This window comes from Prochlorococcus sp. MIT 1223 (assembly GCF_034092465.1).
Classification (GTDB): Bacteria; Cyanobacteriota; Cyanobacteriia; order PCC-6307; family Cyanobiaceae; genus AG-402-N21.
On record NZ_CP139303.1, the window covers coordinates 143,266 to 167,480 of the forward strand.

The following is a 24,215-nucleotide window of genomic DNA, read 5'->3' on the forward strand; positions in this document are numbered from 1 at the left end:
GTTCAAAGTCATTGGTTTTGATTAGTAAAGCCAGCAATCATAATCCTTAAATAAATTGCTTATTTCTAATTAGTGTTGAGATGCTTCTACTGTTAGAGAAAACAAAGAAGAAGATCTAAGAGAATGGATGCACTTGACCCGCTAAACCAAGTCGCTGGAGGTACTTCTCCTTCTCCTCTGCTGTTGATCATGGGAGGTATTGGAGCATTCTTTGCAGGTGCCTTGATCACCTCTCTCATGAGAGGAAGAAAAGAACAGGGTTGGTTTAAACAAAAGGAGGAAGATGAATGACTGATTCAGAGAGAGATGTAGATGATGACTCCTATGACGAAGTAAAGGAATACTTCAGGGGACAAGACCCTGATGATGAAGATGGTGCTTACTTTCCCCTTGAAGAATCACAGCCACCGCATTATTGAGGCGAGCCTTTTGAGCAGAAGGAATTAGAATTTCCATAGGCCTGACGCCTAGCTTGTTCGCTGTCTCGCTTTGTCCCAACAAATCAAATGTATCCGCTGTGGTGCACCCATTCAGTGGACTACCTCTCAAGCAAAATGTGAGTTTTGTGGACAGCCAATCGTACGAACTCGTCAATCTTTAAGAGACGTTAGAAATGTTCTAGATCAAATCAACAACGGTTTCAGGCAAGTTCCTCTTCCTTCTAAGAAAAAGCTTTTAGCTCAAGGAAAAATCCTTTTTGAAAAGCAGAACATTCTCTCTGATAAACAATTGAAAGTTGTAGGGAAATTTGTAGGGAAAGTTTTTCGTCGAAAAAGGAATATTTTTCTATTCATGGCAATACCCATCAGTGTTTGGGGTTACTTCAAAATTAATTATCCACAAACTGCTAAACCTTACTATCCAGATTTTCCTTACAAAATGCCATCTCCTGAAGAGACCGGAGACTTTGTTTTATATGGCAGGGAGGACACTAAAGAAGGGATAGCTAGCTTGAGGTTTTGGTGCCCACGATGGAGAAAAAACCAATCTCTATCCAAGTGCATTGAAGAAAACTCCCAGAAGAAAAGATGGGTTGATATTGGCTCAAAGAAAAAATATAACGACTGGTTTGTGGTGAAGTTGGCTTCCTCAATCAGAGATGGGCAGACGCCTTCTACTTTGAACCACAATGATGCTGCGGTTCAATGCAAGAAAGGGTTAATCGCTTATTACCAAAATGGTGGACTAGATAAGTTCTATGAAATGCAATCACAATTTCCTTCTCAGTTTGGTTATGAGGAAAAAGAGCAGTATGAAAGGCGAAAACCTCTTTCAGTACAAAGAAAAATGGGAAAACTTTGGTGGAGTTCAGGCGATGTTGATAGTGACCTGGAAAGTGGGAAATATTTAGCGTGGCATAGAAATAATCTCAGCAATTACGAAGAACGCCTTAGAGAAGTGTCTGATAAGAATTATTGTCCGTTTCGGGAGGGTTTTAAACACAAGTGCAAAAATCCCAAGCATCGTTTAGAAAGTATAAATACAATAAAATCTCTTCTTAAAAGTTCCAAGGAATCTCTTGCCTTAAGGAAATTATGGAGAAAGGAACATGCTGTAAATTATGAGGTCTTATTGAGAAAAGTCTGCAAGAGCTGAAACTAAAACAGTACAGGTTACCTTCAGTCCAGGACGCTCTTCTTTATTTTGTGGGATAATAACTTTAGAAGATGATTGGTTTTGACAAAGAAAATAACTAGGAAAACATCATTGACTCTTATGACTTTGAAGAAACTCATAACTGGATTCTCAACATTATCTTTGCTGGGATGTTCAACTCTATTGCCAGCTAAATCTGAATCACCTAGCGAGCTCTATAAGAACAAATCTGATTGTATAGAGAGTCCTGAGTTTGTTACACCTAAATCTGGAGCCTACAAATATTGCATAAAACCTGATGGAGCCATACAAAAAATAGATATCTATGGGGTCGTTACAGAGGAGGAAGGAAAGCTTGATGCGCTAGTAGAAAACAAGATTAAGAAAGGAGGATTTAGTAGAACTAGCGTCGATAGTTTGTCTGAATTTAAAATCGAAGGAAATGAGTTGATCGAATATCGATGCAAAGCAAAGAAAGTAAACAAAGAAATTCAATGCGATGGGGCTAGCGAGAGAAGGACCAAAGGTGTAAGACCTAAAGGTTATTACTTGGCCAAAGGTTTAATTGAAATCGAGGATAAAAACTGGAAGGAATCAATTAAATATTTTGATGATGAGCTTGATTTGAAAAAAAATGTTGAAGCTTATTACTATCGAGCTTTCTCTAAATTAATGCTAGACGATTTCAAAGGAGTCATCAAGGATGCAGATTTAGCCTTGAAAATAGATTCAAATTATCTTAAAGCTTTTAATGTTAGAAGTATAGCTAAATTTGAGTTAAAAGATTTCAAAGGAGCGATTAGTGATTTAGATAGATTAACGACTTTATATGAGGCTTTAACTTCTAAGGAGATAGAACAACTTGAGATTGAAGATACTAATGAAACATTCGACAAGTTTTACTTTAGACGCGGGTTAGCAAAAAGTGAGACTGGCGATAGTGAAGCTGCAAAAGCAGATTTTATTAAAGAAATAGATCTTAATCCTCTTTTTGGACAAGCATATTTCCAAAAAGGTTTGGAGCAATATTGGACAAATAGAGATGCTGCTTGTAATGATTTACTCAAAGGTATTTCACTAGGAGCTCGCGATACAAGTGACTCATTTGTAAATCAAAAAGGAAATTCTGAATCATTCTTGGATGAACTTTTCGATAATGAAATCACTTTAACTAAAGCTTGTAAGGATTCCAGTGCTAAGAAAGTAGATCTCAATAAACAAAATTATGAGACAGAGAATTTAATTGAAAAAGCATATCAGTTAGGACTCAAGTATATTTTATTAGTTCCGATATTTCTTGTGATTATTATTTCAATCATCATTAAATATGCAGGCAAGAATGATAGTGAATAGTTATTTAATTTTGAAGAAAAATTTATGCTTTAAACATCATTTAATCATGATGGTAAACTCATAAAGATTTAAAGAAGACCTTGGCCGTTACAACAATAGAAAGTAAGGCAACCAATGATTCGCTGGTATGGTGTCATCCTAATAGAGATATCGTCATAGGCTCTCAGATACTTGTAAATGAAAGCGAAGAGGCGTTGCTTTTTGAAAATGGACAGCTTGTACAGATTCTTCAAGCAGGCAAGCATTTAATTGAATCAGGAAACATACCTGGATTAGATGCACTTATAAGAAGATCTATTGGTAATAACTCTCCAATTAAGCTTGATGTTTGGTTTGTCAGTAAAACTTCTTCCACTGACTATAAGTGGGGTGTTCAGTTACAAGCTAAAGATACGACGCATCAACTCATTGTTCCTGTTGGTTCATATGGCTCGATGTTATTGAGGATTCAAGACCCTGCATCTTTTGTCGTTCAGGTTGTTGGAAAGAAAATGTCTATGACTAAGCAAGAGTTGAAAGACTTTCTTGTCCCAAATATTGAGAGAAGCCTCAAAGACTACATTGCAGACAAAATTAAGAAAGGAACCCTCGATATATTCACAATCGAATCCATTTTGGAGGAGGCTTCAGCAGATACAAAGAAATCTATCGATCGATCGTTTGAACGGTTTGGGTTAAAGCTTCTAGATTTCTTTATTCAAGGAATCGAAGTCATTGGAGATAACCCCGAATATATAAAGATCAAAGAGAGTCTTGCAGATGCTGCCAGTTTGAGAATTAGAGCAAAGGCAGCTTCAGAATCACAAGGTTTCTATCAACAAGAACGAGCGCTTGATGCCCTTAATAAAGCTGCAGAAAAAGATTCAAATGTTGCAGGCAAATTAATGTCAGAAGGTCTGGGGAGAATTAACTTTGGAGGTAAAACAAAAACTGAATCAGCTGGAGACTTAAAGATGAAACTAAGCTCATTAAAGGATCTGTATGACGAGGGGCTCATCTCTGAAAAAGAGTATGAAAAGAAAAAACAGGACTTATTAGGACAAATTTAGGATTCACATGACCAATTCCATTACTAGAAAACTATGAGATTGAAAACGGCACTTCCAATTTTATGGCTCCCATTAATTGGAGTATGGTCATTTCTCCTTTCTGTTCAACTCAATAAGACATCTACAGAATTAGAGAGCATTGTTCCACTGATTAGTTATATACTGGTTTCATTCCTGTTGGTATTGCAATTACAGCTAGTTATTGGGAACAAAAGAGAAGTCGCAATAGTTAAGCTTGGAACGGCAAATGTCTTGTTGACATGTTTAGTTGTAGCAACAACTTCAATACTTTTAAATCTGTTTAATGCTATTCAAAATGAATTATCTGTAGGGATAGTTGTTTCATCCTTAATTGTCAATACTATTCTGGCTGAAATTTTCTCTGCATCAAGTAAACAGGTTATTAAACAAAAAGATAAACTAGTTAAAAAGAAAGAGGCTTGGGTTCAAACCAATCGTGAAATAGAAGAAAAACAAATCAATGCTTCAGAAGAAAAGGCAAGAAAGAGAAACTCTAGTCTGAGATATAGACAGGAATGGAAAAAATATCTTAAACAGGCATCAATTGATTATTTAGATAATAAAGAGATTATAGAAGAAATAACAAGAATAAAAGAAATAGTTGAATTCAGTTCTTACTTTAGAGAATCTTCTTGTATGCTAATGTTATCTAAGCTTCAATCTTCTTTAGACCCAGATCAAGTTATAATTATATTAGCAGAAGTAAAATGAATATTAGATCCTCAAATAAATGCAACTACTGTGGAGCACCTGTCCCTTATAGTTCAATTAAATGTAATTTCTGTGGTCAAAGGATTCAAAAGGGTATAAGATCTAGCTTAAGATTGAATAGAGAAGATTTTGAAATAAAAAATATAAAGTCTAATTTTTATTTGATAACAAGAAATTTATCGAAAAGTACTAATAAATTAAAAAATAGAAGTATTCTGTTATTAAATAAAATACAACTGTATGGAGGAGACAAGCTTGAGAATTTAAATAAACTAATTAGAAAAGAGTTAAAGAGTGAAAGAACTAAGAAAATAATACCTTACCTACCCCTTGGAATAGTTGTTTTATTGTCTTTATCTATCTCTTCCAGTTTAATTGTAAAGCATACTAGAAAGAAAGAAGCTGAATATTTATTTAACGAAGGACTCAAGGCGCTGAACTCGAATTCATATTCCTCGGCAAAAGAATACTTTGAGAGTGCATTAGAAATCTCACCAAAAGATCATCGATTATATTTTAATCTTGGCTTAGCTAATGGTAAATTATTCAAACATAGATCAGCAGTTGAGAATTTTAGTAAAACAATTGAACTAGCTCCTAAATCTTATATTGAAAGAAAAATTGTTTACTTTGAGAGAGGTAATGCTAATTATGGGATGCGTAATTATTCCCAAGCAATCTCTGACTATCGTATATATAAAGTACAAAGAGACACTGCTGCAGTTAATTATAATCTATGTATTGCTAATTATAACTTAGGTAATTATAGTCAATCAATATTAGATTGCTCTAGGTCAATAGAGCTTAATATTAGAGGAGGTGATGCATATTATATGAGAGCACGATCTAAATTGTTAAGAGCTCGTAAAAAATATACTCCTAATGCTTTATTAGATAAAAAAGGATATTGTGATGATATTGATAAATCTGTAAAACTTGGTACTAAAATTACTTTTTCTAAAGATAAGAATTACAAGGTTTTTTGTAGTAAGTTAGAACAAGAGATCTTATCTAATCAAAAAAAAGTAAGAGAAAAACAAAAAGAAAGGAAAAGAAAAGAAAAAGAAGAGAAACTACCGAAAGAGGCAAAGTATTATTTAGATAGATTAAAAGAAACACATGGAAACCGTAAAGATTGCTCTGATACTATTCGTCTTTCTAACTTGTTAATTCCAGAATATAATTCAGATACTTCTTATTATTATAGAGCCAAAGGTAACTTCCTATGTGGTAATTACCTTTCTTCTATTAGTGATTATTCTAAAGCGATTGAACTAGATTCTGACAATGTGGAATATTACAAGGGAAGAGCATCTGCTAGGAGTATGTCCAACGATTTTAAGGGCGCTGTTGATGACTATACTAAGGCAATAAATATATTGCCAGACTTTGGCCTCTATCAATCGAGAGGAAAAGCATATTATAAATTATCTACATATGCAGCAGCTATTTCTGATTTTAAGAAATCAATTTTAATTAAAAAACCCAAAGATAGTACTTCTCAGTCTTATTATTGGCTAGGTCAAATTAATTTTAATTTAGGTAAATATATTGATGCAATTGATTATTTGAATAAAGCGATTAAATTACGAAGATATAACTGGCCATTATATGCCCTTAGAGGGAATTCTAAATATATGATCAAAGATTATAGTGCAGCTTGTTCTGATTGGGTTCTCTACGCCAAGAAAAGTCACTCCAAAAGCTATTACGCAAAACCTAACTTAAATAGACTGAAAAGTCTAAAGAAATTGCCCGGTAATTCAGAAAGTATCGATGAGTTGTATCGTAGAAGTTGTACATAAATTGCATAAAAAGAAATAGCTTTTTCCTTTTATTCTTTAGTTATTATTTCTGCAAACAAAACATTTTATAGTAAGCATCTTTAATCTTTCCTTTAGTACTTCCAAACCTCAGGCCAGACCTTAGAGCTAATGCTCTGTTCTCTCCTGCTCCGTGATGTTGAACATGATCATATTCTTTATCTCCAAGTAATGCCGCTGCTAAAATCATATTTTCAACATCCTTTTTGTTGAAAGATAGGTTTGGAATACTTGCGAGAATTACTCCAGCGAAACAATCTGCCTGTAATTCTATTCTCATTGTGTTGTTTTTTGCCCTGGCTACTAGTTGCGCCTGTGCAAATTGAACGTGGTGGGCATATTCATGGGCGACAACAAAGGCAACAGCCGCATCTCCTATCTTTGCTAGGTCATTCATGAAGTTCTTTTCAAAGCAGATGAGGCCTGAGCTTGGGCTGTAATAAGTGTCATCGCACCAGGTCCATTTGATTTCTTTTGCGTTTGCCCTTTTACCCATCGTCTTAGAAGCACCAGTAAGTACGACTTCAATCAATGATTCGACACCCTCTGTCAAATCTAAAGCTGCTTTTGCTGGTGTAGATCCAAGTAAAAGTAGTGAATATAGCAATGATGCTGAAATTATTTGTTTGATCACAATTTCTGCTAGGTCAGAATAAATTCTGACATAAATTTCCGTGTCCATTTTAATTACTAAGAAAACTCAGTTACCCCCATAACACTTTTTTTTTTGTCTAATCCAATCGCTCTATCGCTTTCCTGACGTCTCCCCTCTTCGGTCTGGTGTAGCTCATATCCACTTCACTTCTTTCCTTCACAGAATTTTGAGTGATCTCGAGGAATTTGTATGGAGAGATGTTGATCTTGCTTCGTTTAGCAACTATATAACCTCGTAGTTCAGGAGATCCGAATTTATACCTCCAACATCTTTGAAGTTCTTAATTTATTAGATGTTACCTTTATTAAGTCTATTTAGTTTTAAATTAATCTCATCAATATTATTTCTTGCCATTGATATGTATTCCTTTGCTCCGTATTTACCATCAAATGATAAATCCTTTGAATCTAAATACCTTTCGTATAATTCTATATCTTCCTCCCACTTCTTTATTTGTTTTAAAAGATAAGATTTATAATTCTCTGTCATCACATTTTTTATCTACAAAGGATCCTATTCTTTAGGACTTAATTTCTTAGAGATTTCCGTTCTGATTCGATCGGCTCTGTGCAAAAGGCTTACTGCTTCTTTTCTTCCTACAGCATTATTTGCCTTGTGCATAACCTTGGCATACTCTTTATTCAATTTTGATTGGTTCATTAATTAACCTCAGTTGTTTGTGTGCTAGATGAATTGGACGACTTACCAATATCTTTTGCCATCTCTTTTGAGATGTCAATAGTATAGCACAATAGAATTCTTAATCAAAATTAAATGATCTTTTTATAAAATTACTTCTTATATAGCTTACAAAATTACTGTTTAGACCCTGTAAAAATTCATCAATATCATGATAGTTATATGTCTGATTAATCCGAATACGCAAATCATCCAACAATAGTTTGGTTTTGCCATCATTGTGTATTTGATATGATTTTCTTCGTAACTTACTTTTCCCTATATACCGCCCATTTATCATTGTTATCATTGGTTTCGGATAGAGATGCAAATGCAATATTTGTTTTGTCTTTTCTTCTTACAATGATTTCCTTTCCACCCATATAAGGCTCATTTATTTCGGATTCAGATTTATCGGCTTCTTCTCTTTCCTTTTGGCTTAGGGTTTCTAGTATCTTATCCCATATTAAATCGTCAGTAGCAAAAGCCTGAACTGAGAATTTACTTGGACCTGGTTTATTCACTAAAGAATTTTATCTAATTATATTCATTCTACTAATAATATCAATAGTTCAGCTTTTATATTTTTTGTTTAATTTAACATCTTGATTCCTGTTTGTAGAAATATATGGTTTGAAAATATCGGATATTTAATTAGAAAATCCCTGGATTATTAATTAATTCAATAAATTTAGTTATCTTGCGACTCCCTGCTTTTACGGACTAGTTGGTCATTTTTTAAAGTTGTGTCAACAAGTTCTTGAAAGCCTCCCTTGGCTGAGGCAATGCCAAACATTATTATAAAACTTATCCCAGAAAAAAGAATTGCTCCAATTGCTAATGGACTTAGATTTAGATCTGTTGCAAGTATTGGTGCAAAAGTAGAATAAATCATTTGCTAAGTAAACGTTTGTTAATTCACCTTACACTTAACTCCTAGGATATATCTTAAAACTTTCTATTATATTAGTACCTCTAATTAAGTAGATCGGTATTAGCTTAAGTACAGGCTTGTCTTATAGTTATCATATTCATTGTGCTAGTGAAATAGCGTTGCTTAAGTTGGCTTTTGGTTTTTAATTAATTATAAGTTCTATTACTTCCCTTGTATTAGAAGATAACTCTTGACTATTTATAATTTCTAGCGCTTTTAACATATTTCTCTTATTAGTATCTATATGACTTTTCCATTTACTAAATACTTTTAAAAGTCTAGAGGCTGTTATTGGATTCCTCTTGTCCACTTCTATAATTTGTTCTGCTATGAAAATGTATCCACTACCATCATCTGCATGAAAATATTCTAGATTTTTAGAAAAGCCACCAAGTACAGCTCTTAGTGAGTTTGGAGCAATTCGATCAAACTTGGGATGATCTAACAAGTCCTTAACTGTTTTTAAAGCGTTTTTATGTGGTATAGAAGCTTTTAAGGTAAACCATGTATCTAATACCACAGGGTTTTCTTTCCATCTTTCATAAAATATATTTAAAGCTTCATCTCTTTCTAGGCAATCTATTGGAGATAGAGCATTAAGTGCTGACCTTGTTAACGTCATTGAGTTACCTTTGACAGATTCTAAGCAACTTGTTCGAATACTTTGATTTTCATTGAGTACTAAAAAACTCCAAATTATTTCCATTAATTTTCTTTCTGCTTTGCCTTCCGGCCATATTTTCGATGCTGACTCAAGATGTTTTTCAAGTAAATTATTTAATTCATCTGAAAGGTTTTCTCCTATTTGTTTTAACATGTGAATATAAGATCGATATAATCTAACTGGATCAACAACTTCCTGAAATATTTCAAGTTCATCCACTTTGGGAACCGTCAAAATTGCTGCTAGGAATTCCTTATTCGTTTCTTTAAACATGGATATATTTTCTCTATATAAATCTGTAAGCCATCCTTCTGTCTTACTACATGGAGCCCCTAAAGATCTTGAAATTAAAACTCTCCTACTTATTTCTTGAACTGCATCCCATCTGGAGAACAGATCCTTATCACATTGGCCTAATTTAAAAAGCTCTTCTAATGATAAGTCTGATTCCCATTTAACTGGCGCAGAAAAATTTCGAAATAATGAGATAAGTGGAGGTTGAGTTTTCTTGGGAAGATCATTAAATTTATATGTTTGTTCTTGTTTCTCTAGAATTAAGGTTAATTCTTTGAGCTCTTCTTTATCTTGATTTATTATTCCTAAGCGAATTGGGATAACTAGTGGAGTTGCTTTTTCTCCTTGATTCTGTGTATTTATTCCTTGCTTGATAATTATAGATAAGCTTCCTTCTTTGCTATTCCATTCTCTTTTGATTGATATATTAGGTGTCCCCGACTGATAATACCAATTTATAAACTGAGGCACATTAAAATTTATATTGCATCCACTATCCGAAGCACCTTCAGTAATTGCATAAACAAAATCTTCTGTTGTTGCCGCTGAACCATCATGTCTTTTTATGTATTCACTCATCCCTTTCATGAAATATTCTTGGCCTAACAATGTTTGTAGCATTCGAATTATTTCAGCGCCTTTCTCATAGATAGTTGTTGTATAGAAATTATCAATAGAAATATATTCAGAAGGTTTGACAGGATGTGACGTTGGTCCTGAATCTTCTTTAAACTGAGTACTTCTAAGAAGTGATACATCTTCTATTCTTTTTACGGTAGAAGAATGTAAGTAAGAGGTAAATGATTGATCTCTAAAAACTGTCAGGCCCTCTTTAAGAGATAATTGGAACCAATCTCTGCAGGTGATTCTGTTGCCAGTCCAATTATGAAAATATTCATGTCCAATTACACTTTCTATTCTTTCTAATTCACCATCAGTTGTTATACGAGAATCTGCAAGAACTAGTTTTGAATTAAAAATGTTGAGACTCTTATTTTCCATTGCACCCATATTGAAATGGCGAATAGCAACTATATTGTAGGTATTTAAATCATACTCCAAATTATAAACTTCTTCATCCCACCTCATTGACTTCTTCAAAGAATCTATAGCATGTTGAGTATATTCTTCATCTCCTTCTTCGACGTAGATATTGATAGTTATATTCCGTCCCGAAAGAGTTTGATACGCAGAACTAGATCTTCTTAGGTCTCCTGCGACTAAGGCAAAGAGATATGATGGTTTTGGAAAAGGATCCTCCCAGATAACCTCATGTCTAGATGAATTAATTGTTAAAATCTTTGAACTTATATTATTGCCATTAGAAAGTAGAATTGGATACTTTTTTATATCAGCTTCAATTCTAACTTTATATCGACTTAAAACATCTGGTCTATCAGGATGAAAACAAATTCTCCTAAATCCCTCTGCTTCACATTGGGTAGTTATTATTCTTTCGCTTGAATATAGTCCTTCTAACGAGGAGTTCAGGAAAGGATTAATAGAAGTTTTTATCTCTAGGTTGAATTCCTGATCTGGTATGTCATTTATTATTAACTTACCATCAAGAAGTTTAAATTTGTCTTTATCTAAATCTTGTTGATTGATTTTAATTCCTTTCAGTTTTATATCTATCCCATTTAGAATTAGCTTTTTAGATTTATTATTTATAGGTATTATCGTCATTGACGATATGACGTCTACATCATTATCATTTATAATAAAATCGATATATATATTCGGTATCTCAGCAGGATACTTTGTGTATTCACTTAATTTGACTTTTGTTTGTGGTCCCTTCACTTCTTTTTATTCCTATTAATAGTGTCTAAAAATTATCTTAAGCCAACCTTTGTGCTTTTACAATTAATCATTCGAGTCAATTCTCTTCTCGTGAATTAACCACGCTATAATTCTTGATATAAATATACTTAATATATGAACTTTATTTCTATTGTTTTTAGTCTTATTCTCATGATTCAATACCCATCAACATTTAACTGTGAAGGGAAGCAAATAGCTGTGGTTGTTCGCAATAACCAGAATGGTGACTATTCATTAGCTCAAGACTTGGAAAATCTGGATAAGGGTTCGTTTGTTCTTTTGGATAGCGTCGAACGTAGGTTAATGTTGCCTCTTTCTTTTAAAGCAGGAGAGATTACTTTTACAGATGGTAAATGGTTGTGGAGTTTTAAAGATAATGTGAAGGGATTAAGGGTTGACCAGCCCCGATATGCGAAATACCTTCCAGATGGAAAAATAGAAGAATACTGCTGTCAAAGGAATTCTTAACTTTCGTAATTAATACATAGTGTATTTAATTTTATTATCAGATTATTAATATCACTTAGCTTTGTTAGGGGTTTATTCTTTCTTCAATCCATTCATTGTCTTTACTCCACTTGGTTCTATGGTGAGGATAATTTTTAGGGACAGTTGTTCCACATAGTCAATATCAACGCTAATCAGCACAAAATTTCCTGGCATGTCTGTTTCATTAGGAATTTCTAACTTGAATAGTTATGTTTTATTGTATGTCTGTGAGGTTGAGGCCAAGTCCACATTGCTTTGCCTTTGGGACTAGGTCCATCCAGTGCAACTGAGCTTTTAGATTCCTTTTAGACGTTGCCTCTCCCCTGAACCGAAATTGCGACTTTGCTTTTGCAAGTAACCAGCAAATTTCAACTCTTGATCACCTTTTTAAATCAGATATCTTTTTTTCACTTCTTGTGTCTGAAAGTATTTCAATTCATCCAAGGCACTCTCTTCAGTGTAGAACGACAGTACGTACTCTTGGAGACTTATTAATAGCTACTGTGGATAACTGTATCCATTTGCTTGAGTTGTCACGCCCCTCTTGTCCTTGAGCAGTTACTTTCATTATCTCCATGATGGAAGATTAGAGGTGCTTACAAGAACTGGTTAGAGTTAGTTGGGATTGCGGTGAATACCGTCAGAATTTCTTGGTTTCTTTTATCGTAAAGCCATTTTTTGTTATCAGATTATTGTCTCGGATCTCTAGCCCTTTGACGGTTGAGATTTCTCCTTTAAGGCCCTCTGCTTTAAGTTGTTCCAGCATATTTTGAAGAACTTGTCTTTCAACTAATTTTCTATCAATTTTATCTGGAGTCATTTTTTCTAAAATTTTACCTGCTTTAGCTTTTACTACTTCAGATGAATTAGTGATTTCGAGCAGAATCATTCTCATTAATACGTTTTAAACAAATTAGTGGATTAATCAGCTTTTCGCTGGAAATCTTGAGATCAGTGCAAGCGTACTATTAAAATAGATCTAGCTAGAGCCTTATAGTCTCATTTTTAAAGCATATCTCCGTTGACATCATCTTCAGGCTTGATGAAGCGTATATACCGTTGCTATATAAAGAATCCATAAATCAACTTTTGTTTTTGATTAGGGCTTATCAATTTAATGCTCGGGATCATAAATACACTGTCAGTCTTTCAGTTGATGGATATGAAGAGCAGAAATAGTGCATTGTGAACTAAACATCTTTAGCTCTAGCCCGTCTAACTACGACTGTCTCAGTGGTGAAAATCAATATGTTCTATTTGCTATAGACGTATATAGATTAAAATTTCATGTTTTTCCTATTCCTGTTTTCTTGTAAGGGAGACAGCTCCAAGTGTTAGTCGAATCTTAACCCTTAGCCTCGAAGGCAGTTTCATATAATGAATCCGCTCGAGCTAAGGAATGTCTAATTGCCATTCCTTACTCGCAATAGGGAACTTTTCTGTAGATAGCGCCTGAATTATTGCTCATTTCGTTTCTTCAACTATTTACATAGGGAAATATCTACGCCTATCTCGACACCCTTAAGTATGAGGAGGCTGTCCAATTCAGGTTGACTGTGAAAATATAGGCATTTTGACAAAAAACCTTTAATTACATATCCCCAATATGGAAGCAGGGCAGATCTTTAAACTCAGTCTATGACTTAGTAGAAAATAGATTGACTACTCGTCTAATACTCAGACTTTGATTTTATATTTGCACTCCCTTTGTCATTGTTCAATCAAACAGCAAATGAAACCTTTATAGGGAAGAGACCGTTTTGTTTTGATCTACGTACAAGTAGCATCTATTTCCCTATAACACCCTACAAGTAGAGCCTTGTTGGCTTATTGATAGCTAATTAGAACTGTCTGTCTGAGTTGATTTGGATCAAATTAAGTAAGTTAATTCAGGAATCAAGGACTACTACTATTTTGTCGATACGCGCAGAATATGCTACATATGTGATAGGTAACTTCTAATTAATGTCTCAACTAACGATCAAGCTGAGCGCTAAGGCAGATGCCTTAATTGCTCACCTTCAAAAGGAAATTTTTAATCGTCGCCGTAAGAAAGTAACGGCTCAAGGAGTTGTTGAAACTCTTGTCGAAAGTGGTGCTAAATCACAGTCAGACAAGAGATTTGCGACATCTTGGAAAAATCTAATTAAGGATATAGAGAAAGCAGCCAAAATCTCAGAGGTTCATGGGAATAAGCCTGCAAATATCAGTGCTGAAGAATGGACTCTAATACTTTCGCACCGAAATCGAAAAGGTACGACAGTTAAAAAAGCTCCTGCAAAGAAAGCTTCCTCAGCAAAGGCAAAAACTGTAAAAAAAGCTTCTTCTGCTAAGAAGTCAGCTGCAAAAAAAGCAACAACAAAAAAAACATCGGCTAGTAAAACAGCTTCATCAGTAGCTAAACGTATGGCTAAAGCGGCCACACCAAGACCAGCCAGGCGAGCCAGGAAATCTGCAGCAGCAAAAGCAGCAACAACAGATAGTAAATAAATTATCTGTTTAGTAAAGAAGTCAGATCCGTATAAGCGGTGAGAAAGGTGCAAATCCTTTCTCTGACTATTAATAACATGATATATATGTAAATGACCTTAACCTTGCACTTTCATAATTAATACCTTACACCTTTAAAGTAAAAAGATAATTATTTTTTGTATATTTATATGGTTAATTATTTAATCTTTTTTTGTTGTTAACCTACTATTTATTATCGAAAAAGCCAGTAACTATGCAGCCTTGCTGGTGTTAATACCGCAAGAGATATTAGTTACATTGTCTTTATTCGTATCGAATTCTTTATATGCTGATCCTTCGATAATACATTTTTGGAAGGCAATTAACTTAAACTTGTCTGACAAATCTCTCCACTCTATATTTTCGAGAGCATCTAATTCTTCATCACTAAGACCTTCACTTTCAAAAAAGCATTTTAAAGCGGATTCGAATTCAGTTAACTTGCTATCTAGAAAAAAAGCTTTAATGCACTCATCAAAAAAATTAATTTTTTGTAATTCTGTTTCAACGGAACGAGCCATTGTCTTGTAGTCATTCAATCCTAACGCCATAAGGGAATCCTTTTAAGTTTATAAACCTTTTATACCTCTAATATCTAGAGAATGGAAGTACTTAATTTAACTAAAGTCTTATATCAAATTTAAGTTTCTATAAAATTTTCTATAGTTATAAGTTCTTTCTCTTGTCAAAAGATAAGAAGTGAGTTTAATTCTTCTATTCTTTTATATAATTATGTGATTTATATAATAAGATCTTTAATTAATATATTATAGTTCAATTAAGATTCCTATAAAGACTTAATTGTCATCTAAATCACTATTAATTGAATCTAGTAGACCTTCTATAATTGTTGAGGCATTTAGATTAATTCTCTCCTCATATTTTTTTTCGTGGATCACTTGCTCCCTGTTTGAGCAGGATTTGTCGGATAAAGTATTAAATGAAGTAGATCTTTGAGTCATGGATTAAATCCTTTATCGAAATATGCGCCATAATCAGAAATAAGCAAGCCTTATAAATGGATGAAAGCCTAATTAAAAGTAAAGAATTTGACCTAATCTCTCTGGCTCAAGGCAAACAATCGAGAATACTGATAAGACTTGCTAGTACACTAATACTATCGCGAGAGGTTTGCGTTGGAGTCTTGTCCTTATCCTGAGTTTCTTCATGTAAGAAAAGGAGATTACATTGTTATTCAAGGTGAATTATCTCGTTCAGAAGGAGAAGGAACTGAATACTGGATAGCCCAAGTGATTCATGTAGTGGGTGGCTCAAGAAATTCCTCAGTCAATACGATCTTTCAAGTCGCTAACATTGATACCGGGCAGATCGCTTATATTAATGCTGACCTTGCGATGAAAATTCTTAGAAAACCATAGTTCTAAGGAAGATAGACAATTTAGAAGTTTGTAGAAAGGGTAATTTAAAAGGTATTTATTAACAGGGGATACTTTTACTTGATCAGATAGATTGAAAATATTTTATTTTTAGAAATTGCAATTATCAAAGGTAAATTCATCGATTACCAATATCTCTTCATCAAAAGGAGGGCCCTCAAGCCACTCTTTATATTCTTTGGCTAAAGCTAATTGATCTTTACCTTTTAGTTCAGATGCACGTTTTAGGACATTCACAAGGCTTTCAGCCATAGATTGTTCAATACGTGTAATTCTGTTCATTTATAAATTGAATATATTTCAACTTACCTTACAATTCTGAATTGCATAGCCTTATACACGCGAAAAAGAATAAATTCACTCAAAAATTTATTACTAGTTGCTATGGGTTTATAACAAAACGAGAGAAATAGTGTTCATTTGAACTTTTTTTAGGATTAGACACTTGTTTCTTTCATTTGTTGTTGCATGATTGATAAATAGAATTTTTAGATATTGATGGGGAACACCCAAAAATTAATAAGCCATAAAGCTTCTTACTATAAGGAAGTTTCTAATAATATCGTAAATTTTCTCGATAAACCAAAAAATCGTGCAGTCAAAGAAAATCAATTAATACCAGATGAAAATAAAGTAATTATGTTATTTATAATTTCATTTATTTATCTATTCTCAGCTTTAGAAGAGGCAGATTGGAATGTGTTATCAGCAAGTAATAATGATCAGGAGATTGTTGTTGATAGGTCAGGATGGAATCTCTCAAGTATTATTAACTTACTAAAGTCTAGGATCAAAACTACATCTTAGGAAGACATTTTCGTCCAATAGCCTTTATTAGAGAACGAATATTATAGAACCGGCAATAAAACCAGATAAGTGAGCAGTTAAGCCGACCCCAGGTGTTAGAGAATATATAAAACTGATTATAGATATAAAAAATATTGATCTACTTATTGAATTATTCTTCCTAAGAGAAATCCTATAATTGAGAAACTTTTCTTTCCCAAATAATGCACTTAGAAGTATAAATGCATTGACTCCATAGATAATACCACTAAAGCCATACCCTATATAATTTAACTTTAATAGTATGTAGCTATCAATAAACCAATTAATTAAGACTTGAGTCGGAGCTATTAATAAAAATAATTTTAGTAGGATTAAATTATCATTTATCTTTATTGCAATCAAAAAGTAACGAGCGATAATTATTCCGAAGATATTGGCAGTTAAATGTGCTAAGTCATGATGTATAAAGTGTGTTGTTATTATCCTATATGGCTGATTAATGATTATTGAGGGTATGTATGCAAAATTTATCTTGTCTATTGTTGTAAATGCATTTTCTACAATAAATACAAAAAAAATAAGAATAGAGATTATGATAAATTGGAAATCAATAGTCTTAATGCTTCTAACAAACCTCTGATTGAAAAAACTCATTTTATTAATATTACCATTAATTAATCGCATGAGGAATTTTTATACTAGTTAATTTTACCTTGTATTTATAGTTCCTAGGATTGTAAAATAATAGTATTTTCATGTGTTTAGTTAATTCACTTTATTAATAATATATAAGAGGACTTCTATGGCGATAACCGTACTTTTCTTTATTCCTGAAGATAGATATATAATTTGTTGAACTCCTTTATCCATTGTATGGATAATAAAATAAAAAATACCCTTAAAGAAGCATTGCATTCTTCTAATGCAAAGGGAAATAAATCATTGGCAAAAGCAGTTATTTACGCTTTAGAAGAAGGTGAGATAGCAGAAGCGAAGGTTAAACCAGCCTGAATATCAGCAGCCTATAATTCCAGTATTAATCCATTTTGTCTTATTTGCCTCATAAATATCAGATTATCTTGATATGAGACTTGTTTTTACGTAATTATACTTAAACCCCTTTTCTTGATTTAAAGCTAGAAATTAATTAGAAGCGTTTTTTAACATGACAATATCAAAAGGGTCTAGAAGGGCGTTGATCAACATAGTACAGAGAAGTAATGAGGAAAAAAGCTATAGAAGAGCATTTACCTTGGCCTTTTTAATTGCTTCTATTTTGTCTGCTATATCAATTGGGTATATTTTATACATTAGCAATACATTTTTTCAGGAATCATTTCTTAAGTTGACAGCGATTAACCTTTTATGAGAATAATTATGCAAAATGAAAGCTAGAAAAGCTTTTTATAGATTGAATATATCTATGTATATATGTAATTTTATCTATTTTATTTATATTTAAATTAATTTTAAAAGTGATACCAGATGCGCTAAACATAGGAATAATATTTTTCGAATTTTTATTAATTTGAATTTTCTTATATTTATGCTTGCTTCTTTTTCTTATTGCATTGAATAGTTACTTTATTTAATATTTGACAAGTTATATTACTCATTCTTATTGCATAATTCGTTCAGACCGATGAACCTATATATGTCTAGGAACAATTATTAGTATGGATACTAAATCAACTAATGTTGAGACAAGCATAGAATTCGCAATTTATAATGCTCTGGATAGGATCTCATTGCTTCAGGAGGCTGACATTAGAGCATTAACAAATGAATATGGAGAATGGTTATCAGCCTCGGAAAAAGAAATCGAAATATTAGTCATTGAGTATTTAAATGATTTAAAATAGATGGGATGCTTTCTATCTTTTCATTATTAAATGTACTGCATAAACTATTTCTTTTGATTTTCAAATGGTAAAAGTATTATTCGACATGATTATATCCTTATTGTTATGGGCTTGGCTTGTTATCCATATTAATGACTCTTATACCGATAGCGTAAAAAAGATCTTAAGAAAAATCCTCTCTCTCTTTATTCAGTTATATGAGAATCTGATTGTGTTATTCTTTTTACTTCTTAAGGACTTATTACTTAGTCAAGCACAAAGCCCAGATGAATATATAAAAGAGAATCAATTTAGCACTAGTAATCATAAGCCTATTACTTGTAATATCAAGGAATCTGAGTATCCGTATGAGTTTATTTCTATAAGTAATAGATTAAATGAATTAAGGAGTGAATGACTCTAGGAATTATTATCATGTCTAATAAATAATAAATATTTAGTTTATTAATGTAAGAACTAAAGCAGGAGTTGCTACGATTATTAAGCCAACTGCGGCCGTTGCCGCAAGGAGAGAAGTGCTCACGGTTAATTGCTTGGATAAGAATATAAAGAAAATCTTAAGCCCGAGGGATCTCTTTCCTTGGTTCAATAGAAGAAGAAGTCTTTTTTTTTAATATTTCGTTGTATTGACTAGTCTTTTGCTTCTTTTATTGTGCTGGTCTTTTTCTTTTTAACAGAGAGGTAGAACCATAGCCATGTCGGGAGTGTTATAAAGAACCCTATAAGAATGATATAACTTTTTGTAGTATCCCAGGAGGCTTTATTGCAAAGTTCTTTTACTTGTGATTTGCTTTCTATTTCAAGCTTATTAGTTAGGGAATTACATATATTTATTCCGTGCAGGCTTAATGCTCCATAAGTTATTGCAGTGGGTACCGTAGCAAGCCAAATCGCTAATATTAAATTACCTACTTTTAGGTTTCTATCATCTTTTCTTGAGATAGTCATACAATCTTATGGATTTATTTCACAACTATTCTGCCTCCGGAGGTTATTTATAGTTTGTTATTTACATTCTTCTTCATTAATTCCTTGTATAAGCCGTTTATTCTTCTTCTATTTACCCCTAAATCAGAGGCCCCATATCTAGATGATGATTTTACTTGAATTAGAGAAAGCTCTGTTGACTTTAGGATTTCCAGGTCATCCGGAAATCTAAAAATTAAGCTTCTACAGATGCCATGCCAATAATTATTGGTTTCTTCGACTACGGTTGTTCTAGGAATAGATAACGATATTTTAACTAATTCGTTAAATGCTTTATTAATATCCTTGAATTTCCATTCATCAAAAAAACAATTTGTTTCAATCACACATTTAGCGAGTTTATGATCTGATTTTTTAAGCATCTTTCAAATAGCTTTAATTAATATTACTACAGAAACTTTTTAAAATATCACTATGTTCTCTATTCCTTTTTCTTTCCATAAATATCATCCAGAATATTTTTATTAAGATTGGCTTTTGGGGGTAAGCCTTAATAAGGGGTTCTTAATGCAGTAAAGTAATAAATAACCTTCAATACAATCTCTTCTCTTAGCAAGAATGGGGTTTTCTTTATAGCCTTAGTTTTTAAGGCAATAAAGCCAACTAAGATAATAACGTTTTAAGTATGTTTGCTTAAATCGGCGTATTATCTGAATTTGAAGGGTTTAATTCCCGAATACTTGATTTAATGTCAACTAGTAAGAGAGAAGAAGTTAGCTCTCATTTGCGTTATATCCGCCAAGAGCTAAGAGATTTAGATCAGATGCTAAATGAAGATGGATTAATCCCTGAATTGACAGAACTTAAGGAGATCCATAATTCTTTAGATGCCTTATATCAATTGCTGGCTGGCAAGATCAAGAAGAAACCAAAGCCAGAATTTGATGATTAGTAAACTTTAAGGATGATCATCTACGACTCGTAATTTAAGCAAGCTATTCGTGTGGGATGCTCTTTGCAATCATTGATCCAGTATTGGTTGATTTGTGGACTTTGCTTCTTTTTTGTTGCTGAAAGGCCAATAGGAGCAAGACCTATTGCATCGCCATAGTAGTTGCTTGAGGCCTCCAGCAGTCCTCTGAATAGCATATTGAGCATTTTTCTAGAGCGAAGATATACAGATGAAAGCCTAGAATTGGATTTTTTGCATGCGTTTGAATACTCAAATTAAATATTCAGCTTGTCTTTTCTTCTTAACAACAACAATCATTAACTTAAATTTAAATAATAGAATATCGCTTTAAGTTAATTTGTAACTGCTCTTGCTCTCTAATATATCTTCTATAAGTATCTCTTTGATTAAAACTTGTAGTACTACTGAAAGTGGTAAAGCTAAGATTAAGCCGATGGGGCCAAATATAATTGCAAAAATAAATTGTGAAGTAAGAGCTAAGCCCGGAAGAAGCTTAACTTGTTTTTGCATAATTGAAGGAGTAATTAAATAGCTTTCGATATTTTGAATTATGATATACATTCCAAGTACAGCTACGGACTTCCATGGAGAGTCTAAGAAAGCGATTGACATTGGAAAAATAGTACTAATTGTTGGTCCTACGTTTGGGATAACATTAAGTAATCCAGCAATAATAGCATTTGCAAAAACTAGTTTTATTCCTAGAATATATAATCCAATAGCAGCTAATAAGGCTACAAAACTTGAACTAATCAAAACTCCAAACATCCAATTAGTTAAGGCACTTCCACACATTATTAATATTGATCTTGCGCGCCTTCTGTAAAAAGAAGGTATTAATAATATGAATACCTCTCTATATGAATTTGGTTGTACTGTAATCATTAAGCTTACTGATAGTATAAATAATAGCTGTATTATTCCTACTCCTAAATTACTTGCTAGTCCTACGATCTTACTCAAGCTGTCAGTAACACCATTTGCAAGTGTAGCGCTATCAGGCATTGAAAATATAACTTTTTCAAGTATACCCTTCTCTAGCTTAGGATCAATGTTACTGCCATATATAATTGTAGAAAATTCCCTTACTAAACTCTGAAGTAATTCCCAAATTTCTCTTGCCGCTGATGGTAGATCTGTTATTAGTTGTTGGAACTCATTAGTGAATTGAGGGACAACAATTAATATAAATATAATTAACAGTAATATAAGACTTGTAATTGTAATTGTTAGTGCTAGGAATCTTGGTATTGATAATAATTTTTCAATTTTTCCTGTTAGAGAACAAAGAGCCATGGCAAGTATGATGCTCGCAAAAATCTGTATTACTATCTCTTTAAGACTCCAAAATAGGATGATCGCTATTATTATGAATGTTAATGAAATTAGATTTGATATTTTCATTATCTATCCTCCATATTAATGGTATCGGGATTGTGTTTTTCTCTTGAATATTTGTTAGCAAATCTTATAAATCGCTGGAATTCATCAATTGTCTTCCACCTGTAAGTAAATTCTATAAATTTGTTTTTATCATTATTCTCGTAGAGTTTTATTTCTCTACTAGTGATTTCGCCTTCGGGGTCCTTCATAATCATTTCACTTGTTTTACTGCTTTTACTTAACTGAAGTTCACCTTCGTATTTAAATAGAAAATGTGCCTTACCACTTTTACCATCTCTGTTCCGTTGGAGCCTTATTTCTGGTTTTGATGATAATTGGATATCACTTGTAAACTTAATGGTTGCAAGTTCAAACTTATTTTTCATTTGATTTAGTTAATGACTTAAAAATAATCGAAGCTTGTGTTGAATATGGATTCATGGTTTCAATATACAAGACCTTTTTTGAGAAGTAATTTTGCAGAGGTTTCAATATCTAAACCTGATAGATCAATACTTTGAATTTTCTCAATTTTACTTAATTGATAGTCATAACACCTATCGTAATAATCAAGCATAATTCTGCATGCTTCCCCCAAATCATTTTTCATAATTGCTTCTAATGCCTTTTGAGTTCTCTGAGGCCCTAAGCGCTTCTTGATTCTTAAGGTCGCTTCTTTAAGCTCATCCGCTGAGTAACTTCCGTATACATATACAAGTTCTATTACCCTTTCTTCTTGAGTTTTAATAATTTCAAGAACAGGAGAGGATTTCATCTGATCAGTTATTCCCTTAGGTATTCGACATTTTCCTAAATTCGGGCCTTCATCTTCAACCCAAATTGCTTTACTACTAGTTTTAGTACTTTTATCTAGCAATTCTGCTAATAAATTTTCATATTGCTCTGTACTTGGTTGAGGAGGGTACCCAAGTCCTCCAAAGCTACTGCCTCTGTGATTAGCTAAACCCTCTAAATCAATTGTGAAGATATCTTTTTCGGATAAAGATAAAAGGAGTTTTGTTTTACCAGTGCCCGTTCTACCTCCTATTAAATGAAGAGGCCATTCTTTTTTAAACTGATTAAGAACCCAACTCCTATAGGATTTGTATCCACCTTGTAATTGAACTGAATTTATACCGAGTTGATTGGCTAGCCATACAACACTCTTTGATCTCATCCCACCTCTCCAACAATAAATACGGAGTTTTAAATTATTATTAAAGCTATTCTCTGATTTTTCTTTTGAGAACACCTCACTTAGCTCTTCTTTAATTGATTGAAGTTTGGGCCTTACGAACTCAATACCTTTAATGAAAGCCTCCTGTTGGCCCACTTTTTTATATGTAATCCCAATAAGCTTTCTTTCCTCATCACTGAATAAAGGGATATTTTTAGAATCTGGCCAATGGCCTTTTTCGTATTCTTTAGGGCTTCTTATATCTATAATTGGACCACTTACCTTTCGAAATTTTTCAAAAGATAGACTAGGAACTCTTCTTGCCCCTGATATCTTGATCAAGCTCTGGTAAACAGAGGATGCTTTCAACTTATGGCTTCTGAAAAATCCCATTCAAATAATTTAAGCATTAAAGAGTTGCTTGATCAGATTTCTAGTAGCACTACTAGGAAGAGGAAAACTCTTTTATCTTCTCTTGAAAAGAGAGTAGACGAGCTGATCGATCTGGATTCGGCAGGCTTAAATAATTTTGATCCAGAGGGAGATGATTATTCTGCAGGATTTATCCTGCAATTACTCAATCGAAATAATCCCGATATCCTTGCCAAGGTACTTACAAATAAGCCTGATGGCTGGTTTAAATTAAAATCATCTGTGGCAATTAATTATGGACCGCTTCAGGAATGCCTTCTTAAAGAAAATTTTGAAGAGGCAGACAGAATTACAAGCTCATCGTTAAGGGAATTAGCTGGGGAAGCCGCTGTAAAACGAGGATATGTTTACTTTAGTGAAGTATCAAATATTCCTTCAGATGATCTAATCACTATTGACAGGCTCTGGGTTGCTTATTCTCAAGCTAAGTTTGGCTTTTCTGTACAGGCGTCACTTTTAGATTCTCTTGGGGGTAGATATGAAATGCTCTGGCCTAAGATCGGATGGAAAAAAAATGGAGTTTGGACAAGGTATCCTGGTTCATTTGATTGGTCCCTAGCGGCTCCTGATGGTCATATGCCATTGGTTAATCAACTTCGTGGGGTTAGATTAATTGATTCTTTATTGAGTCATCAGGGTATTAAATCTCGTGTCTAAAGTCGATCTTTTGAAA

At 33.1% G+C, this 24,215-nt stretch carries 33 protein-coding genes; 16 read left to right on the plus strand and 17 right to left on the minus strand.

The genetic code is table 11. The annotated features are described in order from the left end of the window. The first annotated feature begins 123 nt into the window (after window positions 1-123). The 7 genes from SOI85_RS00715 (at window position 124) to SOI85_RS00745 (ending at window position 6,535) form a co-directional block, all read left to right on the plus strand. Window positions 124-291: a hypothetical protein gene (locus SOI85_RS00715; RefSeq protein ID WP_320664316.1), complete on the plus strand. Its 168-nt coding sequence runs from the start codon at window positions 124-126 to the stop codon at window positions 289-291. After that, complete coding sequence (locus tag SOI85_RS00720) at window positions 288-419, plus strand: hypothetical protein (RefSeq protein ID WP_320664317.1); 132 nt, start codon at window positions 288-290, stop codon at window positions 417-419. The genes SOI85_RS00715 and SOI85_RS00720 overlap by 4 nt, the downstream gene beginning before the upstream one ends. A gap of 70 nt (window positions 420-489) precedes the next feature. Then, window positions 490-1,596: a hypothetical protein gene (locus SOI85_RS00725; protein ID WP_320664318.1), complete on the plus strand. Its 1,107-nt coding sequence runs from the start codon at window positions 490-492 to the stop codon at window positions 1,594-1,596. Window positions 1,597-1,677: 81 nt separating this feature from the next. Beyond that, entirely contained in the window at window positions 1,678-2,949 is a 1,272-nt protein-coding gene (locus tag SOI85_RS00730) for a hypothetical protein (protein ID WP_320664319.1), read from the plus strand. An 80-nt stretch (window positions 2,950-3,029) separates the two neighbouring features. Further along, window positions 3,030-3,998: an SPFH domain-containing protein gene (locus SOI85_RS00735; RefSeq protein ID WP_320664320.1), complete on the plus strand. Its 969-nt coding sequence runs from the start codon at window positions 3,030-3,032 to the stop codon at window positions 3,996-3,998. 33 nt (window positions 3,999-4,031) lie between these two features. Then, window positions 4,032-4,730, plus strand: a complete 699-nt coding sequence (locus SOI85_RS00740; protein WP_320664321.1) for a hypothetical protein — start codon at window positions 4,032-4,034, stop codon at window positions 4,728-4,730. Then, the gene (locus SOI85_RS00745) at window positions 4,727-6,535 is read left to right on the plus strand and encodes a tetratricopeptide repeat protein (protein WP_320664322.1); all 1,809 of its coding nucleotides are present in this window, start codon (window positions 4,727-4,729) and stop codon (window positions 6,533-6,535) included. The genes SOI85_RS00740 and SOI85_RS00745 overlap by 4 nt, the downstream gene beginning before the upstream one ends. A 43-nt stretch (window positions 6,536-6,578) precedes the next feature. Here SOI85_RS00745 and SOI85_RS00750 read toward each other — a convergent pair whose 3' ends face one another. The 6 genes from SOI85_RS00750 to pepN form a co-directional block, all read right to left on the minus strand. Continuing rightward, window positions 6,579-7,235 carry a neutral zinc metallopeptidase gene (locus SOI85_RS00750; protein ID WP_320664323.1) on the minus strand — a complete coding sequence of 219 codons (657 nt, stop codon included), beginning with the start codon at window positions 7,233-7,235 and terminating at the stop codon, window positions 6,579-6,581. Between the two features lie 261 nt (window positions 7,236-7,496). Next, window positions 7,497-7,697 carry a hypothetical protein gene (locus SOI85_RS00755; RefSeq protein WP_320664324.1) on the minus strand — a complete coding sequence of 67 codons (201 nt, stop codon included), beginning with the start codon at window positions 7,695-7,697 and terminating at the stop codon, window positions 7,497-7,499. 24 nt (window positions 7,698-7,721) lie between these two features. Beyond that, window positions 7,722-7,868 (minus strand): hypothetical protein, encoded by a 147-nt coding sequence (locus SOI85_RS00760; RefSeq protein ID WP_320664325.1) that lies wholly within the window; start codon window positions 7,866-7,868, stop codon window positions 7,722-7,724. 287 nt (window positions 7,869-8,155) lie between these two features. Beyond that, entirely contained in the window at window positions 8,156-8,410 is a 255-nt protein-coding gene (locus SOI85_RS00765) for a hypothetical protein (protein WP_320664326.1), read from the minus strand. 167 nt (window positions 8,411-8,577) lie between these two features. Beyond that, the gene (locus SOI85_RS00770) at window positions 8,578-8,781 is read right to left on the minus strand and encodes a hypothetical protein (protein WP_320664327.1); all 204 of its coding nucleotides are present in this window, start codon (window positions 8,779-8,781) and stop codon (window positions 8,578-8,580) included. Window positions 8,782-8,962: 181 nt separating this feature from the next. Then, window positions 8,963-11,581: an aminopeptidase N gene (pepN, locus tag SOI85_RS00775; protein WP_320664328.1), complete on the minus strand. Its 2,619-nt coding sequence runs from the start codon at window positions 11,579-11,581 to the stop codon at window positions 8,963-8,965. Between the two features lie 171 nt (window positions 11,582-11,752). Between pepN and SOI85_RS00780 the strand changes: the two genes are divergently transcribed. Continuing rightward, the gene (locus SOI85_RS00780; protein ID WP_320664329.1) at window positions 11,753-12,070 is read left to right on the plus strand and encodes a hypothetical protein; all 318 of its coding nucleotides are present in this window, start codon (window positions 11,753-11,755) and stop codon (window positions 12,068-12,070) included. Between the two features lie 661 nt (window positions 12,071-12,731). On the opposite strand, the gene SOI85_RS00785 is transcribed toward SOI85_RS00780, so the two are convergent. Continuing rightward, entirely contained in the window at window positions 12,732-12,980 is a 249-nt protein-coding gene (locus SOI85_RS00785; protein ID WP_320664330.1) for a hypothetical protein, read from the minus strand. 1,076 nt (window positions 12,981-14,056) lie between these two features. On the opposite strand from SOI85_RS00785, the gene SOI85_RS00790 reads away from it, so the two are divergent. Continuing rightward, window positions 14,057-14,581 (plus strand): hypothetical protein, encoded by a 525-nt coding sequence (locus SOI85_RS00790; protein WP_320664331.1) that lies wholly within the window; start codon window positions 14,057-14,059, stop codon window positions 14,579-14,581. A gap of 233 nt (window positions 14,582-14,814) precedes the next feature. Here the strand turns inward: SOI85_RS00790 and SOI85_RS00795 are convergent, their stop codons facing one another. Beyond that, on the minus strand, window positions 14,815-15,153 hold the full coding sequence (locus tag SOI85_RS00795; protein ID WP_320664332.1) for a hypothetical protein: 339 nt from the start codon (window positions 15,151-15,153) through the stop codon (window positions 14,815-14,817). Between the two features lie 246 nt (window positions 15,154-15,399). Beyond that, window positions 15,400-15,564, minus strand: a complete 165-nt coding sequence (locus SOI85_RS00800) for a hypothetical protein (protein WP_320664333.1) — start codon at window positions 15,562-15,564, stop codon at window positions 15,400-15,402. A 174-nt stretch (window positions 15,565-15,738) separates the two neighbouring features. Between SOI85_RS00800 and SOI85_RS00805 the strand changes: the two genes are divergently transcribed. Next, entirely contained in the window at window positions 15,739-15,981 is a 243-nt protein-coding gene (locus SOI85_RS00805; protein WP_320664334.1) for a DUF3104 domain-containing protein, read from the plus strand. Window positions 15,982-16,089: 108 nt separating this feature from the next. Here SOI85_RS00805 and SOI85_RS00810 read toward each other — a convergent pair whose 3' ends face one another. Continuing rightward, complete coding sequence (locus SOI85_RS00810; RefSeq protein WP_320664335.1) at window positions 16,090-16,281, minus strand: hypothetical protein; 192 nt, start codon at window positions 16,279-16,281, stop codon at window positions 16,090-16,092. A gap of 216 nt (window positions 16,282-16,497) precedes the next feature. Here SOI85_RS00810 and SOI85_RS00815 point away from each other — a divergent pair, with 216 nt between their 5' ends. Continuing rightward, window positions 16,498-16,806: a hypothetical protein gene (locus tag SOI85_RS00815; protein WP_320664336.1), complete on the plus strand. Its 309-nt coding sequence runs from the start codon at window positions 16,498-16,500 to the stop codon at window positions 16,804-16,806. A 27-nt stretch (window positions 16,807-16,833) separates the two neighbouring features. Here the strand turns inward: SOI85_RS00815 and SOI85_RS09720 are convergent, their stop codons facing one another. Continuing rightward, on the minus strand, window positions 16,834-17,472 hold the full coding sequence (locus tag SOI85_RS09720; RefSeq protein WP_414477794.1) for a rhomboid family intramembrane serine protease: 639 nt from the start codon (window positions 17,470-17,472) through the stop codon (window positions 16,834-16,836). Between the two features lie 189 nt (window positions 17,473-17,661). Between SOI85_RS09720 and SOI85_RS00820 the strand changes: the two genes are divergently transcribed. From SOI85_RS00820 to SOI85_RS00830, 3 genes are all read left to right on the plus strand, one after another. Then, window positions 17,662-17,799, plus strand: a complete 138-nt coding sequence (locus SOI85_RS00820) for a hypothetical protein (protein WP_320664337.1) — start codon at window positions 17,662-17,664, stop codon at window positions 17,797-17,799. Between the two features lie 665 nt (window positions 17,800-18,464). Further along, window positions 18,465-18,650: a hypothetical protein gene (locus tag SOI85_RS00825; protein ID WP_320664338.1), complete on the plus strand. Its 186-nt coding sequence runs from the start codon at window positions 18,465-18,467 to the stop codon at window positions 18,648-18,650. A 211-nt stretch (window positions 18,651-18,861) separates the two neighbouring features. Further along, window positions 18,862-19,047: a hypothetical protein gene (locus SOI85_RS00830; protein ID WP_320664339.1), complete on the plus strand. Its 186-nt coding sequence runs from the start codon at window positions 18,862-18,864 to the stop codon at window positions 19,045-19,047. 233 nt (window positions 19,048-19,280) lie between these two features. On the opposite strand, the gene SOI85_RS00835 is transcribed toward SOI85_RS00830, so the two are convergent. Together SOI85_RS00835 and SOI85_RS00840 are read right to left on the minus strand one after the other, a co-directional pair. After that, window positions 19,281-19,598: a hypothetical protein gene (locus SOI85_RS00835; protein WP_320664340.1), complete on the minus strand. Its 318-nt coding sequence runs from the start codon at window positions 19,596-19,598 to the stop codon at window positions 19,281-19,283. A gap of 47 nt (window positions 19,599-19,645) precedes the next feature. Continuing rightward, complete coding sequence (locus SOI85_RS00840) at window positions 19,646-19,999, minus strand: DUF1499 domain-containing protein (protein ID WP_320664341.1); 354 nt, start codon at window positions 19,997-19,999, stop codon at window positions 19,646-19,648. Window positions 20,000-20,325: 326 nt separating this feature from the next. Here SOI85_RS00840 and SOI85_RS00845 point away from each other — a divergent pair, with 326 nt between their 5' ends. Continuing rightward, window positions 20,326-20,529 carry a hypothetical protein gene (locus SOI85_RS00845; RefSeq protein WP_320664342.1) on the plus strand — a complete coding sequence of 68 codons (204 nt, stop codon included), beginning with the start codon at window positions 20,326-20,328 and terminating at the stop codon, window positions 20,527-20,529. Between the two features lie 20 nt (window positions 20,530-20,549). Here SOI85_RS00845 and SOI85_RS00850 read toward each other — a convergent pair whose 3' ends face one another. The 4 genes from SOI85_RS00850 to mnmH all read right to left on the minus strand — a co-directional run bounded on the left by SOI85_RS00850 (window position 20,550) and on the right by mnmH (window position 23,479). Continuing rightward, entirely contained in the window at window positions 20,550-20,735 is a 186-nt protein-coding gene (locus SOI85_RS00850) for a hypothetical protein (RefSeq protein ID WP_320664343.1), read from the minus strand. Between the two features lie 142 nt (window positions 20,736-20,877). After that, the gene (locus tag SOI85_RS00855; RefSeq protein WP_320664344.1) at window positions 20,878-21,954 is read right to left on the minus strand and encodes an AI-2E family transporter; all 1,077 of its coding nucleotides are present in this window, start codon (window positions 21,952-21,954) and stop codon (window positions 20,878-20,880) included. After that, window positions 21,954-22,319, minus strand: a complete 366-nt coding sequence (gene psb28, locus SOI85_RS00860; RefSeq protein ID WP_320664345.1) for a photosystem II reaction center protein Psb28 — start codon at window positions 22,317-22,319, stop codon at window positions 21,954-21,956. Before psb28 ends, SOI85_RS00855 begins: the two co-directional genes overlap by 1 nt. Window positions 22,320-22,378: 59 nt before the next feature. Beyond that, entirely contained in the window at window positions 22,379-23,479 is a 1,101-nt protein-coding gene (mnmH, locus tag SOI85_RS00865) for a tRNA 2-selenouridine(34) synthase MnmH (RefSeq protein WP_320664346.1), read from the minus strand. A gap of 3 nt (window positions 23,480-23,482) precedes the next feature. Between mnmH and SOI85_RS00870 the strand changes: the two genes are divergently transcribed. Further along, window positions 23,483-24,199: a GUN4 domain-containing protein gene (locus tag SOI85_RS00870; RefSeq protein WP_320664347.1), complete on the plus strand. Its 717-nt coding sequence runs from the start codon at window positions 23,483-23,485 to the stop codon at window positions 24,197-24,199. The last annotated feature ends 16 nt before the right edge of the window (window positions 24,200-24,215 follow it).

Bases quoted from the DNA above. Each gene is read 5' to 3' on its own strand.
- SOI85_RS00715 (WP_320664316.1), top strand. From the start codon at position 124: ATGGATGCACTTGACCCGCTAAACCAAGTCGCTGGAGGTACTTCTCCT.
- SOI85_RS00720 (WP_320664317.1), top strand. From the start codon at position 288: ATGACTGATTCAGAGAGAGATGTAGATGATGACTCCTATGACGAAGTA.
- SOI85_RS00740 (WP_320664321.1), top strand. From the start codon at position 4,032: ATGAGATTGAAAACGGCACTTCCAATTTTATGGCTCCCATTAATTGGA.
- SOI85_RS00745 (WP_320664322.1), top strand. From the start codon at position 4,727: ATGAATATTAGATCCTCAAATAAATGCAACTACTGTGGAGCACCTGTC.
- SOI85_RS00750 (WP_320664323.1), bottom strand. From the start codon at position 7,235: ATGGACACGGAAATTTATGTCAGAATTTATTCTGACCTAGCAGAAATT.
- SOI85_RS00755 (WP_320664324.1), bottom strand. From the start codon at position 7,697: ATGACAGAGAATTATAAATCTTATCTTTTAAAACAAATAAAGAAGTGG.
- SOI85_RS00760 (WP_320664325.1), bottom strand. From the start codon at position 7,868: ATGAACCAATCAAAATTGAATAAAGAGTATGCCAAGGTTATGCACAAG.
- SOI85_RS00770 (WP_320664327.1), bottom strand. From the start codon at position 8,781: ATGATTTATTCTACTTTTGCACCAATACTTGCAACAGATCTAAATCTA.
- SOI85_RS00780 (WP_320664329.1), top strand. From the start codon at position 11,753: ATGATTCAATACCCATCAACATTTAACTGTGAAGGGAAGCAAATAGCT.
- SOI85_RS00785 (WP_320664330.1), bottom strand. From the start codon at position 12,980: ATGATTCTGCTCGAAATCACTAATTCATCTGAAGTAGTAAAAGCTAAA.
- SOI85_RS00790 (WP_320664331.1), top strand. From the start codon at position 14,057: ATGTCTCAACTAACGATCAAGCTGAGCGCTAAGGCAGATGCCTTAATT.
- SOI85_RS00795 (WP_320664332.1), bottom strand. From the start codon at position 15,153: ATGGCGTTAGGATTGAATGACTACAAGACAATGGCTCGTTCCGTTGAA.
- SOI85_RS00800 (WP_320664333.1), bottom strand. From the start codon at position 15,564: ATGACTCAAAGATCTACTTCATTTAATACTTTATCCGACAAATCCTGC.
- SOI85_RS00810 (WP_320664335.1), bottom strand. From the start codon at position 16,281: ATGAACAGAATTACACGTATTGAACAATCTATGGCTGAAAGCCTTGTG.
- SOI85_RS00815 (WP_320664336.1), top strand. From the start codon at position 16,498: ATGGGGAACACCCAAAAATTAATAAGCCATAAAGCTTCTTACTATAAG.
- SOI85_RS09720 (WP_414477794.1), bottom strand. From the start codon at position 17,472: ATGCGATTAATTAATGGTAATATTAATAAAATGAGTTTTTTCAATCAG.
- SOI85_RS00820 (WP_320664337.1), top strand. From the start codon at position 17,662: ATGGATAATAAAATAAAAAATACCCTTAAAGAAGCATTGCATTCTTCT.
- SOI85_RS00825 (WP_320664338.1), top strand. From the start codon at position 18,465: ATGGATACTAAATCAACTAATGTTGAGACAAGCATAGAATTCGCAATT.
- SOI85_RS00835 (WP_320664340.1), bottom strand. From the start codon at position 19,598: ATGACTATCTCAAGAAAAGATGATAGAAACCTAAAAGTAGGTAATTTA.
- SOI85_RS00840 (WP_320664341.1), bottom strand. From the start codon at position 19,999: ATGCTTAAAAAATCAGATCATAAACTCGCTAAATGTGTGATTGAAACA.
- SOI85_RS00845 (WP_320664342.1), top strand. From the start codon at position 20,326: ATGTCAACTAGTAAGAGAGAAGAAGTTAGCTCTCATTTGCGTTATATC.
- SOI85_RS00850 (WP_320664343.1), bottom strand. From the start codon at position 20,735: ATGCTCAATATGCTATTCAGAGGACTGCTGGAGGCCTCAAGCAACTAC.
- SOI85_RS00855 (WP_320664344.1), bottom strand. From the start codon at position 21,954: ATGAAAATATCAAATCTAATTTCATTAACATTCATAATAATAGCGATC.
- psb28 (WP_320664345.1), bottom strand. From the start codon at position 22,319: ATGAAAAATAAGTTTGAACTTGCAACCATTAAGTTTACAAGTGATATC.
- SOI85_RS00870 (WP_320664347.1), top strand. From the start codon at position 23,483: ATGGCTTCTGAAAAATCCCATTCAAATAATTTAAGCATTAAAGAGTTG.